Annotated in this window: 9 protein-coding genes, 1 tRNA gene and 2 pseudogenes; 10 read left to right on the forward strand and 2 right to left on the reverse strand. The window is 72.6% G+C overall.

Annotated features, from left to right (window positions below; all coding sequences use genetic code 11):
* Window positions 1–617: 617 nt before the first annotated feature.
* A tRNA-Gln gene (locus KME75_RS34130) sits at window positions 618–688 on the reverse strand.
* Between the two features lie 182 nt (window positions 689–870).
* On the opposite strand from KME75_RS34130, the gene KME75_RS34135 reads away from it, so the two are divergent.
* From KME75_RS34135 to KME75_RS34160, 6 genes are all read left to right on the forward strand, one after another.
* On the forward strand, window positions 871–1,824 hold the full coding sequence (locus tag KME75_RS34135; RefSeq protein ID WP_219419072.1) for an acyl-CoA desaturase: 954 nt from the start codon (window positions 871–873) through the stop codon (window positions 1,822–1,824).
* Between the two features lie 197 nt (window positions 1,825–2,021).
* A complete protein-coding gene (locus tag KME75_RS34140) occupies window positions 2,022–3,299 on the forward strand; it encodes a methyltransferase domain-containing protein (RefSeq protein WP_372452743.1) in 1,278 nt (425 codons plus the stop codon).
* Entirely contained in the window at window positions 3,296–4,123 is an 828-nt protein-coding gene (locus tag KME75_RS34145; RefSeq protein WP_219419073.1) for a sugar phosphate nucleotidyltransferase, read from the forward strand. Before KME75_RS34140 ends, KME75_RS34145 begins: the two co-directional genes overlap by 4 nt.
* Window positions 4,124–4,129: 6 nt before the next feature.
* The gene (locus KME75_RS34150; RefSeq protein ID WP_219419074.1) at window positions 4,130–4,801 is read left to right on the forward strand and encodes a PIG-L deacetylase family protein; all 672 of its coding nucleotides are present in this window, start codon (window positions 4,130–4,132) and stop codon (window positions 4,799–4,801) included.
* A 67-nt stretch (window positions 4,802–4,868) separates the two neighbouring features.
* Complete coding sequence (locus KME75_RS34155) at window positions 4,869–5,894, forward strand: NAD-dependent epimerase/dehydratase family protein (protein WP_219419075.1); 1,026 nt, start codon at window positions 4,869–4,871, stop codon at window positions 5,892–5,894.
* 1,017 nt (window positions 5,895–6,911) lie between these two features.
* A complete protein-coding gene (locus KME75_RS34160) occupies window positions 6,912–7,184 on the forward strand; it encodes a DUF2277 domain-containing protein (protein WP_219419076.1) in 273 nt (90 codons plus the stop codon).
* A 68-nt stretch (window positions 7,185–7,252) separates the two neighbouring features.
* Here the strand turns inward: KME75_RS34160 and KME75_RS34165 are convergent, their stop codons facing one another.
* Entirely contained in the window at window positions 7,253–8,503 is a 1,251-nt protein-coding gene (locus tag KME75_RS34165) for a PQQ-dependent sugar dehydrogenase (RefSeq protein ID WP_219419077.1), read from the reverse strand.
* 128 nt (window positions 8,504–8,631) lie between these two features.
* Here KME75_RS34165 and KME75_RS47635 point away from each other — a divergent pair.
* The 4 genes and pseudogenes from KME75_RS47635 to KME75_RS34180 form a co-directional block, all read left to right on the forward strand.
* Window positions 8,632–10,263 (forward strand): annotated as a pseudogene (locus KME75_RS47635) (S41 family peptidase); the annotation flags it as partial.
* 79 nt (window positions 10,264–10,342) lie between these two features.
* Window positions 10,343–11,986, forward strand: a complete 1,644-nt coding sequence (locus tag KME75_RS44135; protein WP_246633384.1) for a S41 family peptidase — start codon at window positions 10,343–10,345, stop codon at window positions 11,984–11,986.
* 101 nt (window positions 11,987–12,087) lie between these two features.
* A pseudogene (locus KME75_RS34175) lies at window positions 12,088–12,992 on the forward strand (ATP-binding cassette domain-containing protein).
* Window positions 12,989–13,720 carry a hypothetical protein gene (locus tag KME75_RS34180; protein WP_219419078.1) on the forward strand — a complete coding sequence of 244 codons (732 nt, stop codon included), beginning with the start codon at window positions 12,989–12,991 and terminating at the stop codon, window positions 13,718–13,720. Before KME75_RS34175 ends, KME75_RS34180 begins: the two are co-directional and overlap by 4 nt.
* The last annotated feature ends 163 nt before the right edge of the window (window positions 13,721–13,883 follow it).

A 13,883-nucleotide genomic window follows, 5' to 3' on the forward strand; every position in this document is an offset into this window, starting at 1 on the left:
CTCCGGCTCGGACACCCCAAGATCACACCGCAGACCAGCCGATCATTCGTGATCGACACGCCACTGCCGCCAAGATCACACTGACCCCGACACGAGGTCACGCTCAAGATCGGGCTGAATGCTTACATCGAGCAGGCTTGTCAGCGCGCGACACCTGTCCTTGTTGACGTAGTTGGACGCTATCCTCTCGCACCCGTCGGCAAGGACCGTGTCGCACAGCTGATGAAGACGTTGGACACATCATTGCGGTCGATCTGAGGCCGCGATGGCTTGTGGGCCATGGTGATTGCTTCCCAACGGCGGGTGACCCTTCGGCGCCATCCCCGCGATCCTGCCCGGGCACGCTAAGACGATCTGCGGCCAGCGTGGATGACCACTACTCGACGTCGCCCAGCTTCCCCTTGCCGGCGCATGGCCGGCGGTCCTCAGGCGCGCGGCCGCCCGGAAGCGGAGCGGGAGGTAGCGGCCGCGCATGCCGTCCGGCGCAGTCCGGCCCGTCCCCGGCAGGGGACGGCTTGACCGTCTCGATGACGAGCTGTCCGGGTGAGGGGCCGTTGCTGTCACCAACTGTTGTCAGCCGGGATGCCAGGATCGCAGGCATCCCGGCCGACCTGCTGCTCCGCCGCCAGGATTCGAACCTGGACCATCGGAACCAAAATCCGAGGTGCTGCCGTTACACCACGGCGGACAGGCCTTCATCCTGTCACGCAGGGCGAACGGGGTAGCGTTGACCGCCCGCCGCGGGCGTTTTGCCCGATGTTCCCGTTCCAGGAGCTGTGCGTGGCACCCCCGTCACCTAACCTCCCTCACGGAGACGCCCGCGCGTCCCGCGGGACACCGAGCCGGCACGAGTCGACCCCGAGGAGCCCGATGACCGCCACCGCAGAGGACACCGGAGCGTCCCCGCTCGCAACCGGCCCGAACCCGGTGATCGCCGGGCGGCGCACCGCCTTCCAGCACTCGATGATCTACGTGTTCGTCGCGGTGCCGATGATCGCGCTGGTCGCGGCCGTGCCCCTGGTGTGGGGCTGGGGTGTCGACTGGCACGACCTCGTGTTGCTCGCCGTGTTCTACATGATCGCGGTGCTCGGCATCACCGTCGGGTTCCACCGGCACTTCACGCACAAGTCGTTCAAGGCCAAGCCGTGGCTGCGGGTCACGATGGCGATCGTCGGGTCGCTCGCGGTGCAGGGCAACGTGCTCAACTGGGTGGCCGACCACCGGCGCCACCACGCCTTCTCCGACCGCGAGGGCGACCCGCACTCGCCGTGGCTGTTCGGCACGTCGCCTCTCGCGGTCGCCAAGGGGTTCCTGCACGCACACATGACGTGGTTCTTCGACCGCAACGAGACCAATCACCGGCGCTTCATCCCGGACCTGCTCGCCGACCGCGCGATCGTCCGCGTCAGCCGCACGTTCGGCGTCTGGGTGGCCGTCAGCCTGCTGCTGCCGGCCGTGCTGGGCGCGCTCATCTCGTGGTCGTGGATGGGCGCGGTCACCGGCTTCTTCTGGGGCGGGCTCGTGCGGCTCGCGATCTCCAACCACGTCACCTGGTCGATCAACTCGATCTGCCACATGATCGGCGAGCGTCCGTTCCGGTCGCGGGACCGGTCGCGGAACTTCTGGCCGCTGGCGATCCTGTCGATGGGCGAGTCGTGGCACAACCTCCACCACGCCGACCCGACGTGCGCCCGGCACGGCGTCCTGCGCGGCCAGATCGACATCTCGGCGCGGCTCATCTGGATCTTCGAGAAGCTCGGCTGGGCCTACGACGTCCGGTGGCCGACCACCCGGCGGCTCGCCCGCATCAGCAACGGGGGCTGACGCAAGAACCCCTGCTCCGGCCCGTCTCGGCGTCCTGACCTGGGCGAATCGGACGAACGATCGGAACTTCGCGACCCGGTCCGAACCTCGGTGCGGCCCCCCACCCCAGGGAAATCGCCCGCTCGCGCGTGGAACACTGCTGCCGTGCGCAGCGCGGTGAACGAGCGCTGGTGCGATGCGATCAGGGGGGTCCTGGAGTGTTGACCTACAGTGCGGTGAAGCCCGGCGAGTCGACGCACGCCGCCCCGGCACTCGTGTGCAGGCTCTGCGGCTCCGCCGAGATGCGGAGCTTCCTCGACCTCGGGGCGACGCCCCCGTGCGAGCGGATCCTCACCCCTGAGGAGGCCGAGGCACCCGAGGTCACCTACCCGTTGCACGTGCGCGTGTGCGAGCGGTGCCTGCTGGTGCAGCTGCCGCCGCTGATCACGCCGGAGGATACGTTCACGGAGTACGCCTACTTCTCGTCGTTCTCCACGTCCTGGGTGGAGCACGCGAAGCGGTTCGTCGAGTCCTCGGTCGAGCGGATCGGGCTCGGGCCGGACTCGTTCGTCGTGGAGGTCGCGAGCAACGACGGCTACCTGCTGCAGCACGTGGTGGAGCGCGGGATCCGGTGCCTGGGTATCGAGCCGTCGGTGAACGTCGGCGAGGCCGCGCGGGAGAAGGGCGTGCCCACGATGACGGCGTTCCTCACCCCGGAGACGGGGCAGCGGGTGCGTGCCGAGCACGGGCCGGCCGACCTCGTCTGCCTCAACAACGTCTACGCCCACATCCCGGACCTGGTCGGGTTCACCGAGGGTCTGCGGTCGCTGGTGGCCGACGACGGCTGGGTGTCGATCGAGGTGCAGCACCTGCTCACGCTCGTGGAGCGCACCCAGTTCGACACGATCTACCACGAGCACTTCCAGTACTACACGCTGCTCACGGGGCAGCGGGCGCTCGCGTCGGGCGGGTTGACGCTGGTGGACGTCGAGCTGCTGGACACCCACGGTGGCTCGATCCGGATGTGGGCGCGGCCCAGCGATGTGGCGGGGGAGCCGTCCGCCCGGGTCCGTGAGGTGCTCGCGGCCGAGGAGGCGGCGGGCCTGCACACCGCGGAGGGGCACGACGGGTTCGCCGAGGCCGTGTCACGGGTGCGCGACGACCTGGTGGCGTTCCTCATCGAGGCTCGCCGGGCCGGCAAGACGGTGGTGGGCTACGGCGCCCCGGGCAAGGGCAACACGCTGCTCAACTACTGCGGCATCCGCCCGGACCTGCTCGCGTACACGGTGGACCGCAACCCCTACAAGCACGGCAGGCTCACCCCGGGTTCGCGCATCCCGGTGCACGCTCCGGAGCGGATCGCGCAGGATCGCCCCGACTACGTGCTCGTCCTGCCCTGGAACCTGCGCGACGAGCTCGTCGAGCAGCTGTCCTATGTCCGGAAGTGGGGCGGGCAACTCGTCTTCCCGATCCCGGCACTGGAGGTCGTCGCGTGAAGGTCGTCCTGTTCTGCGGTGGCTACGGCATGCGGATGCGCGACGGCGTCTCGGACCTGCCGAAGCCGATGCACCCGGTGGGACCGCGGCCGCTGATCTGGCACGTGATGCGCTACTACGCGCACTTCGGCCACAAGGACTTCGTGCTCTGCCTGGGCTACGGCGCCCACCACATCAAGGACTTCTTCCTCAACTACTCCGAGACCGCGTCCAACGACTTCGTCCTGCGGGGCGGCGACGTGCAGATGCTCGGCTCGGACATCCAGGACTGGACGATCACGTTCGTGCACACCGGGCTGGACTCCCCGATCGGGGAGCGGCTGCGGCGGGTGCGGGCGCTGGTGGAGGGCGAGGAGATGTTCCTCGCCAACTACGCCGACGTGCTGACCGACCTCCCACTGAACGACATGGTCGACAGTTTCGCCGCATCGGACGCGGTGGGCGCGCTGCTCGCGGTGCCCCCGCAGTCGGCGTTCCACTGCGTGGACCTGGGCGACGACGACCGGATCAGCTCGATCACGACGTTGCAGCAGATGCCGCTGTGGGAGAACGGCGGCTACTTCGTCCTGCGGCCCGAGGTGTTCGACTACCTGCCGGAGAACGGCGACCTGATCGAGGATGCCTGCGGCGTGCTCGCCAAGGAAGGCCGGATGATGGCCTACCGGCACAAGGGGTTCTGGCAGCCCGCCGACACGGTGAAGGAGCGCACCGCGCTGGAGGCCGCCTACCAGGGCGGCACCCGGCCGTGGATGTTGTGGGAGGCCCCGGACCGCGATCCGCTGCAGGCCGCCATCGCCGCGATGAACGTCCCCCACGAGCGCTGACGCCCGATGCTCAGCCTTCTGCCCGAGCGCCTCGACCGCATGCTGCTGCTCGGCGCCCACTGTGACGACATCGCGATCGGCGCGGGCGGCGCCCTGCTGGAGCTGTGCCGCGCGCACCCCGGCGTCAGCGTCTCGGCGCTCGTCCTGACCGGCGGCGGGTCGCTGCGCGAGGAGGAGGAACGGGCTGCGCTGGCCGCGTTCTGCCCGGGCGCGCGGCTCGACGTCACCGTGCTCGACCTGCCCGACGGCCGGGTGCCGACGCGGTGGGAGCGCGCCAAGCTCGCGGTGGAGGAGCAGCGCGCCCACGGCGAGCCCGACCTGATCTTCGCGCCGTCCCCGCACGACGCGCACCAGGACCACCGCACGCTCGCGGAGCTCGTCCCCACCGCATTCCGCGACCACGTCACGCTCGGCTACGAGATCCTCAAGTGGGACGGCGACCTCGACCAACCCGTGGCGTACCTACCGCTGGCCGAACCGGTGCTCCGCGAGAAGATCTCCAAGCTGCACGAGCACTACGGGTCGCAGCGCGACCGCCGGTGGTTCGACCCGGAGGTCTTCGGCGGGCTGGCCCGGATCCGCGGCGTGCAGTGCCACGCGCGGTACGCGGAGGCGTTCCACGTCTCCAAGCTGATGCTCGGCTTGGCCCCGCTCACGGGGCTGGACCCGGTGGACTGAAACCGGTAACTGCGGCCCGTCCGGGCCCGATGGATGTACGACGACCACACCGAAGGGACCACATCTCGTGCGAATTCTGCTGACCGGCCACCAGGGCTACCTGGGCACTGTGATGGCCCCGATCCTGAAAGCAGCAGGCCACGAGGTGACCGGCCTGGACAGCGGGCTGTTCGCCGACTGCGTGCTCGGCTCGCTGGACACCCCGGACGTCCCGGGCCTCGACACCGACCTCCGTGACGTCACGGTCGAGCAGCTCCAGGGCTTCGACGCCGTGGTCCACATGGCCGCGCTGTCGAACGACCCGCTCGGCGCGCTCGCCCCGGAGATCACCTACGACATCAACCACCACGCCTCCACCCGGCTCGCCCGGCTGGCCAAGGAGGCGGGCGTCTCCCGCTTCGCCTACGCCTCCACGTGCTCGGTCTACGGCGCCCAGTCCGGCGACGACCTGGTCGACGAGGACGCCCCGCTCAAGCCGGTCACCCCGTACGCGATCTCCAAGGTCCGCGTCGAGGACGACCTCGCCGAGCTCGCCGACAGCGACTTCGTGCCGTTCTCGCTGCGCAACGCCACCGCGTTCGGGTTCTCCCCGCGCCTGCGCGCCGACATCGTGCTCAACAACCTCGTCGGCCGCGCGATCCTGACCAACAAGGTCACCGTGCTGTCCGACGGCACCCCGTGGCGTCCGCTCGCGCACGCCGAGGACATCGCCGGTGCCGTGGTGGCGGGTTTCGCCGCCCCCGCCGACGTGGTGCGGGCCCGGGCGTTCAACGTGGGCACCGAGAAGAACAACCGCACCGTCGCCGAGATCGCGCAGGCCGTGATCGAGGCGGTGCCGGGCTCCGAGCTGGAGATCACCGGCGAGGCCGGCAACGACCCGCGCTCCTACCGGGTCGACTTCTCCCGCGCCCGCAAGGAGCTGGACTTCGAGGCGCAGTGGACGATCGCCGACGGCGCCGCCCAGCTGGCCAAGGAGTACCGCGAGCGCGGCCTCACCCAGGACGCGTTCGACAACAAGTTCACCCGCCTGGCGGTCCTGAACCGCCGCCAGCAGGCAGGCGAACTGGACGGGAACATGCGCGTCCAGGGCTGACGACTGCAATTCGGAGCCGTACTGCTGTTTCCGCATTCGTGGGACAGCGGTACGGCTCTGAACTGCTGTCAGGCGGGTAGCGCCTGCCAGATCGAACAGCGCATCCCAGCCGAGGGCGTGCACCTGGTTCAGGCGGTTCCGGTCGCGGTTCAGCGCCCACAGCTCGCCGTCGCGCCAGTCGCCGTCGTACTCGATGGCGAGCTTGTGCTCGGGAAGGGCGAGGTCGACGCGGGCCACCCGCTCGCCGCGGTCGGTGATCCAGTACTGCGGTTCCGGACGCAGGCCGGCGAGCACGACGTGGACGCGAAGCCGGGACTCCGGGAGCGACTCCGCGCGCCGATCGGCGAGCTCGACCGCGCGCCGGGCGACGACGATCCCGTTGTCCGAACGCGTCCGCACGAGCTGGGCCACGAGCTCCGGCTGAACCAGGCCGGCGCGCAGCACCGCGTCCAGGTCGGCCACCGCATCGGGCAGCGGGCGGCCGAGCAGCAGATCCAGGACCATCCGCATCGGCGTGGCGAGCCGCCCGCCCGCCCATGGCTGCCAGTCGGTCGCCTCGATCTCGGTGCGCCGGACGGTCAACCCGGCCCGATGGGCGAGCCGCATGTCGGGGGGCGCGACGACGTCGTCGTCCTCGGGCCAGCACAGTCGTACGCCCCGGATGGTGGCCGCCGACCGGCCGGTGATCACGGCCCCGGGTGCCAGGGCGAGCGCCACCGCCCGGCACCGCAGCTCGTGCGTGACCTTGCGCGACGCCTGCGTGTAGACGTTGCGGCACAGCCTCCGCACGGCCGGACCGCGCAACTGGCCGCGGGTGAGTGTGCCGGCGGCAACGGCGTGGGATCCGCGGAACACCGCGGGCAAGGTGTCGAGGGCCATGGACGAAGCCTGCCGCGAACGGCGGGCGAGGGCCGAAAGTTGTCCACAACCCGTGGACAACAGCAGTTGGGAGCCCTACTGCACTCTCGGCGTCCTCCGAGGAGCAGTACGGCTCCCGACTGCGGCACCATCGGGTGCATGTGTCGCAACATCCACGTCCTGCACAACTTCGAGCCCCCTGCCAACTCCGACGAGGTGCGGGCCGCCGCGCTGCAGTACGTGCGGAAGGTCAGCGGGTCGGCAAAGCCGTCGCAGGCCAACGAGGAGGCCTTCGCGCGGGCGGTCGACGCCGTCACCGACGCGACCCGGCGCCTGCTCGACGAGCTGGTCACCACCGCGCCGCCCAAGGACCGCGAGGTGGAGGCGGCGAAGGCGCGCGAGCGGGCCGCGGTGCGCTACGGCCCTCGCTAGTGCACTACGGAGCCCAAGCGCTGTCCAGACGGGCCCAGGACAGCATCAGGGCTCCGAAGTGCGTCGCGTCAGGCCGGGTCGATCCGCAGTACCTTGTCGTCCTCTCCGTTCGACGTCGTGACGAACAGCGCGCCGTCCGGGCCGAGCCGCACGGCGCGGAGCCGCCCGAACGTGTCGTCGAGCGGGGCGGGCACGGACACCTCGGTGACGGCGCCGTCCGGCCCCAGCGTCATGAGCAGCAGCTTCTGTCCGCGTAGGGCGCCCACCGCCAGCACGTCGTCGAGCTCGCCCCACTGCGGGCCGTCGAGGAAGGCGGCCCCGCTGATCGCCTCCACCGGGCGGCCCGAGCTCCAGGCCGCGGGCACGGCGTCGGGGAACCGCTGGAGGTCGGTCATCGGGACCGACTCGTCGTAGCCGCCCACCGTGCCGCCCTGCGACGGGTCCCACCCGTAGTTGCCGCCCGCCTGCAGCCGGTTCACCTCGTCGTCGGTGTCGGGGCCGTGCTCGGCGGAGTAGGCGTCGCCCGACTGCGGCGCCACGGCCACGCCCTGCACGTTGCGGTGCCCGTAGGTCCACACCAGGCGCAGGGCCGGGTTGTCGGCGTCGGCGAACGGGTTGCCGGGCGCGGGACCGCCGGTGGCCAGGTCGACCCGCAGGACCTTGCCGCCCAGCGACGTGAGGTCCTGCGGGACGGAGCCGCGTGCGGTGTCCCCGGTGCCCACGAGCAGCGCGCCGTCGGCCGCGATGGTGGGCCGGCAGCCGGAGTGCCTGCCGGAGGGGTTGATCGGGAGGCCGCCGACGAGCGGGTCGGCCACCCGGGAGGCGGCCGTGCCGTCGGGGGAGAGCTCCCAGGTCACCAGCCGGATGTCGGTGGGGTCGCCGCCCTCGGCGTGCGTCTGGCAGGTGGTGAACCGGCGGGTCTGCGCGAAGTCGGGGTGCACGACGAGGCCCATGAGCCCGCCCTCGCCCTGCACGTACACGTCGGACAGGTCGGCGGCCACAGGCGTGACGGCGGCCCCGGGCGCGGTGCCGGACAGGAGCGAGATCCGTCCGGCGCGCTCGGTCACCAGCGCGCGGCCGTCCGGGAGGAACCCGATGTCCCAGACGTGCTCGAGTCCGGCGGCCACCACGCCGACCCGCAGCCCGGGGGTGCCGGTGCGGGTCGGGAGGGCGCTGCTGCTCGCGGCCGGGGCCGTGCCCGCGCCGCCGCTCTCGACCGACGTCGGCTCGGCGGCGGCACAGCCCGCCAGCCCGAGCCCGGTGGCGAGCAACCCGGCGACGGCACCGCGTGTGAACGCGTTCCACCTGCTCCCCAGCATGGCGCCATCGTGCAGCCGATGTAGTGAGAGCACCGTGTGCAGCGCGCCGGGGTTCACCCCGCCGGGCACCGCACGAGGACGCAGGCGGACGGCGGCCTGCTGTCGGTCCGGGTCGCTACGGTCGCGTCATGGCCCCCAGCTACCTCCGCTTCCCGCACCTGCACGGCGACTCCCTCGTCTTCGTGGCCGAGGACGACGTGTGGACGGCTCCGCTGTCCGGCGGCCGCGCCTACCGGCTCACGGCCGACGGCGAGCCGGTCGCGCACCCGCGGCTGTCCCCGGACGGCTCGCAGGTGGCGTGGACGTCCTGGCGCGACGGGGCACCCGAGGCCTACGTGGCCGACGCCGACGGCGGGAGCGCGCGGCGGCTGTCCTACTGGGGCGACCCCAGGGCGCAGGTGGTGGGCTGGACGCCGGAGGGGGAGGTGCTCGCGCTGAGCGCCACCGGGCAGGCCTCGCCACGGCGCACCTGGGCCCACGCCATCCCCGCCCAGGGCGGCACGCCGCGGCGGCTGGACCTCGGCCCGGTGTCCGACGTCGCGCTGCCCCGCGACGGCGGCCCCACCGTCATCGCCAGCACGCTGATCTCGCGGGAGATGGCGTGGTGGAAGCGCTACCGGGGCGGCACGGCGGGCAAGCTGTGGTGGGACGCCGACGGGTCGGGCGAGTTCGTCCGGCTGGCCGCGGAGCTGAACGGGCAGCTCGCCGCCCCGATGCTCGTGCGGAGCGGCGGGGGCCTGCGCATCGCGTTCCTGTCCGACCATGAGGGCTGGGGCAACCTCTACTCGCTCGCCGTCGACGGCACCGGCCTGAGGCGCCACACCGACCACGGTGGTGCCGGCGCCCCCGCGTTCTACGTGCGGCACGCCAGCACCGACGGGGAGCGGGTCGTCTACGAGTCGGCGGGCGAGCTGTGGCTCCTCGAGTCGCTCGACGCCGCGCCCCGGCGGCTGGACGTGCGGCTCGGTGGTCCGCGCAGCGCCCGCGACCCGTACCGCCTCAGCACGGCCGGCGCGCTCACCTGGGCCGCGCCCGACCGCACCGGGCGCACGAGCATCGCGCTGGTCCGCGGCACGGTCCACCGGCTCACCCACCGCGACGGTCCGGCCCGCACCCTGCTCGGCCAGCCCGGCGTCCGGGCCCGGCTGGCCCGGCCGCTGGGCGAGGATCGCGCGGTGTGGGTGGACGACGCCGAGGGCGAGGACGCCGTGTGCATCGCCCCGCTCGACGGCCGTGCCGAGGCCCCGGCGCTGCGCCGGTTCGCCGCGGGTGCGGTGGGCCGCGTGCTCGAGCTCGCGCCCGCACCCGATGGCACCACGGTGGCGCTGGCCGCGCACGACGGCAGGTTGCTCGTACTGGACACGGGCGACGGCGCGCTGCGTGAGCTCGCGCGGGGCGCCAACGGGGAGATCTCCGACCTGAGCTGGTCGCCCGACAGCGCGTGGCTCGCCTACTGCGACCCGGTCGAGTCCGACCTCACCCGGATCATGCTCGCCCGGCTCGCCGACGACACGCTGGTGGCGGTCACCGAGCCCCGGTTCGCCGACACCGACCCCACGTTCACGTCCGACGGCAAGTACCTCGCGTTCCTGTCCCGGCGCAGCTTCGACCCGATCTACGACGAGCACTCCTTCGACCTCACCTTCCCGGCGTCGTGGCGCCCGTTCCTGGTGCCGCTCGCCGCGCGCACGCCCTCGCCGTTCGGCGCGAGCCCGGACGGGCGCCCGGTCACCGCGGGCGAGGAGGGGCCCGAGGACCTGCCGGCCCCCGACTCCGCCGATCCCGCCGCCGAGCCGGACGAGAAGGGCGCCTCGGAGCGGACGAAGAAGGGCAAGGACGATGCTCCGCCGGAGGTCGTCGTCGACCCCGACGGGCTGGCCGCGCGTGGTGCCGATCCCGGTGGTCGCCGCCCGCTACAGCGGGATGCAGGCCGGCAAGGACTGCCTGCTCTGGTACCGCATCCCCGTCTCGGGCGTGCTCGGCGACGCCCGCGCGGGCACCGACGAGAAGGCCGAGCGACCGGTGCTGGAGCGCTACGACCTCACCCGCCGCAAGCTCGACGCGATCGCCGACCCGATCTCCTCGTTCGCGGTGAGCGGCGACGGCACCCGGATCCTCGCGCGCGACCGCGACACGCTTCGGGTGCTGCGGACCGACCGACCGGGCTCGGAGAAGCCGTCGGACGACTCCGGCGACGGCGGGGCCGACGAGTTCGAGGTCGACACCCGGCGGATCGTGGTCACGGTCGACCCCACCGCCGAGTGGCGGCAGATGTTCGACGAGGCCGGCAGGCTGATGCGCGACCACTTCTGGAGCCCGGACATGTCCGGGGTCGACTGGGCCGCCGAGCTGGCGCGCTACCGGCCGCTGGTCGACGCCGTCGGCAGCCACGACGACCTCGTCGACCTGCTGTGGGAGCTGCAGGGCGAGCTCGGCACCTCGCACGCGTACGTCATCGGCCGCGCGGCGGGCGACGACACCGGGCGGCCGGGGCTGCTCGGCGCCGACCTCGAGCCCGCCGACGGGGGCGGCTGGCGGGTGGTCAGGGTGCTGCCGCCGGAGACGTCGGCGCCCGACGCCCGCAGCCCTCTCAGCGAGCCGGGTGTCGACGTGCGGGCGGGCGACGTGCTCCTCGAGGTGGCCGGCACCCCGATCGACCCGGCGTACGGGCCGGCGCCGCTGCTGCTGTCGCGGGCCGACGAGCTCGTGGAGCTCACCGTGCGCTCCGGGCCCGCCCGGCCCGACGCGGGCGAGGTGCGCCGCGTGGTCGTGCGGCCGCTGGAGTCCGAGGCGTCGCTGCGCTACCAGCACTGGGTGGCGGGGCGGCGCGCGTTCGTGGCCGACCGCTCCGACGGCAGGCTCGGCTACCTGCACGTGCCGGACATGATGGCGCCGGGCTGGGCGCAGCTGCACCGCGACCTCAGCCGGGAGACTGCCCGGGAGGGGCTGATCCTCGACGTCCGGTCCAACGGCGGCGGTCACACGTCGCAGCTGGTGGTGGAGAAGCTGGCGCGCAAGGTGATCGGCTGGGACGTGCCCCGGCACAAGCAGCCGATCACCTATCCGCAGGACGCGCCGCGCGGCCCGGTGGTCGCGCTCGCCGACGAGCTGTCCGGCTCCGACGGCGACATCGTCACCGCTGCCATCAAGCGGCTCGGTATCGCGCCGGTGGTGGGCACGCGCACCTGGGGCGGGGTCGTCGGCATCGACAGCCGGTACTCGCTCGTCGACGGCACCCGCGTCACGCAGCCGCGCTACTCGCACTGGTTCGACAAGGTGGCGTGGGACGTCGAGAACTACGGGGTCGACCCCGACGTCGAGGTCGTGATCCGCCCGCAGGACTGGGTGGCGGGGCGCGACCCGCAGCTGGAGCGCGCCGTCGACATGGCGATGGAGGCGCTGGCGGCCGACCCCGCCGTCACCCCGCCGGACCTGGCCACGCGCCCGTCCCGGCGCCGCCCGGAGCTGCCGCCGCGACCCTGATCCGTCCCGGGCCGGGTTCCGGGCCGCGTCCGGGTTCAGCCCTGATCCGCCGACCCCCTCCGGGGTGTGTGCTGGTGAGTGCCAGGAGAGGGGGGATGGGGATGATCGAGGCGAGAGGCCTCACGAAGAGGTACCGGTCCACCGTGGCCGTGGACGACCTGACGTTCGGCCCGGCACGGTCACGGGGTTCCTGGGGCCGAACGGCGCCGGGAAGTCCACGACGATGCGGATGATCCTCGGCCTCGATGCGCCGACCGCGGGCGAGGTCCGGATCGGGGGGAAGCTCTACGGCGACGAGCGCGAGCGGCTGCGCACGGTCGGCGCGCTGCTCGACGCGAAGTGGGTGCACCCGAACCGGTCGGCGCGGGCGCACCTGCGGTGGCTCGCGGCGTCCAACCGGCTGCCGGTGCGCCGGGTGGACGAGGTGCTCGAGATCGTCGGGCTCACGGCCGTGGCCGGGAAACGGGCGGGGGCGTTCTCGCTGGGGATGTCGCAGCGGCTCGGGATCGCGGGGGCCCTGCTGGGCGACCCCGAGGTGCTGCTGTTCGACGAGCCGGTGAACGGTCTCGACCCCGAGGGGATCCTGTGGATCCGCGGGCTGATGCAGCGGCTCGCGGCGGAGGGCCGCACGGTGTTCGTGTCGAGCCACCTGCTGTCGGAGATGGCGCTCACGGCGTCGGAGCTGGTGGTGATCGGCCGCGGCAGGCTGATCGCCCAGGGGCCCACCGCCGAGTTCGTCGACGGCGCCGCCGGGGTGCAGGTGTACGTGCGGAGCCCGGTGCCGGAAGCGCTGGCCGCCGCGCTGCGGGAGAAGGGGCTCGCCGTCGAGGAGGCCCCGGGCGAGTCGGGCCTGCTCGTCACGGGGGCCGGAACGGAGCTGGTCGGGGAGGTCGCGGCCGCGCACGGCCTGGTGGTGCACGAGCTGGCGCTGCGCAGGGGCTCGCTCGAGGAGGCGTTCATGGAGCTCACCAAGCAGGACGTGGAGTACGCGGCGGTAGCCTCGTGAGTGTGCTGGCGGCGGAGCGGAGCAAGCTGTTCTCGACGCGGTCGCCGTGGTGGTGCAGCGCGCTGGCGGTCGCGGTCGTCGTCGGCCTCACCGCGATGGCGACCGGGGCGGCCTCCGACAGCGCGGGCCCGATGCCCACCGAGATCGCGCAGACGTTCCTGCAGATGGGGATGGCGTTCGTGCTGGTGATGGCCGCCGTGTCGGTCACCACCGAGTACCGGTTCTCGACGATCCGCACCACCTTCCAGGCCGTGCCGAACCGCTCGTCGGTGCTGCTGGCCAAGACCGCGGTCGTGGCGGTCGTCGCGGCCGTGGTGGGGCTGGTCGGGTCGTTCGGGGCGTGGGCGGCGGCGTCGCTGCTGCAGCCCGACCCGAGCCTCGCGCTGAGCGCGGTAGGGCAGTGGCGGGCCGTGGCCGGCGCCGGCCTGGTCTTCGCGGTGGCCGCGGTGATCGCGGTGGCGGTCGGCGTGCTCATCCGGCAGACGGCGGGGGCGGTGTCGGTGCTGCTGGTCTGGCCGCTGCTGGTGGAGAACATGGTCGTCGCGATCCCCGGGGTCGGCGACGACATCTACCCGTGGATGCCGTTCATCAACGCCTTCCACTTCCTCTACGGCACCGACGGGGACGGCATGCCGTTCGGGCCGTGGGGCTCGTTGGCGTACGTGGCGGCGGTCGCGGGAGCGCTGCTGGTGGCCGCGCTCGTGGTGGCGAACCGCCGGGACGCCTGAACCGCCCCCCAAGTGTCATCCTTGAAGGAGCGGGGCTGGTCAACCCCCAATCTCGTTCTTGATCTTTCTTCTTGTTCTTCTGCTGCTTCTCGGCCTGCTTGTGGGCGCGCCGGGGTGAGGCGTCGGGGTCAGGGATCGGGCCCGAAGGGCGACCGCGCAGCGG

It is taken from the genome of Pseudonocardia nigra (assembly GCF_019396355.1).
Taxonomy (GTDB): Bacteria; Actinomycetota; Actinomycetes; order Mycobacteriales; family Pseudonocardiaceae; genus Pseudonocardia; species Pseudonocardia nigra.

What these genes read in the sequence shown, in the direction of transcription:
- KME75_RS34150 (WP_219419074.1), top strand. Translation starts at nt 4,130, where the DNA reads ATGCTCAGCCTTCTGCCCGAGCGCCTCGACCGCATGCTGCTGCTCGGC.
- KME75_RS34135 (WP_219419072.1), top strand. Translation starts at nt 871, where the DNA reads ATGACCGCCACCGCAGAGGACACCGGAGCGTCCCCGCTCGCAACCGGC.
- KME75_RS44135 (WP_246633384.1), top strand. Translation starts at nt 10,343, where the DNA reads ATGCTCCGCCGGAGGTCGTCGTCGACCCCGACGGGCTGGCCGCGCGTG.
- KME75_RS34160 (WP_219419076.1), top strand. Translation starts at nt 6,912, where the DNA reads ATGTGTCGCAACATCCACGTCCTGCACAACTTCGAGCCCCCTGCCAAC.
- KME75_RS34165 (WP_219419077.1), bottom strand. Translation starts at nt 8,503, where the DNA reads ATGCTGGGGAGCAGGTGGAACGCGTTCACACGCGGTGCCGTCGCCGGG.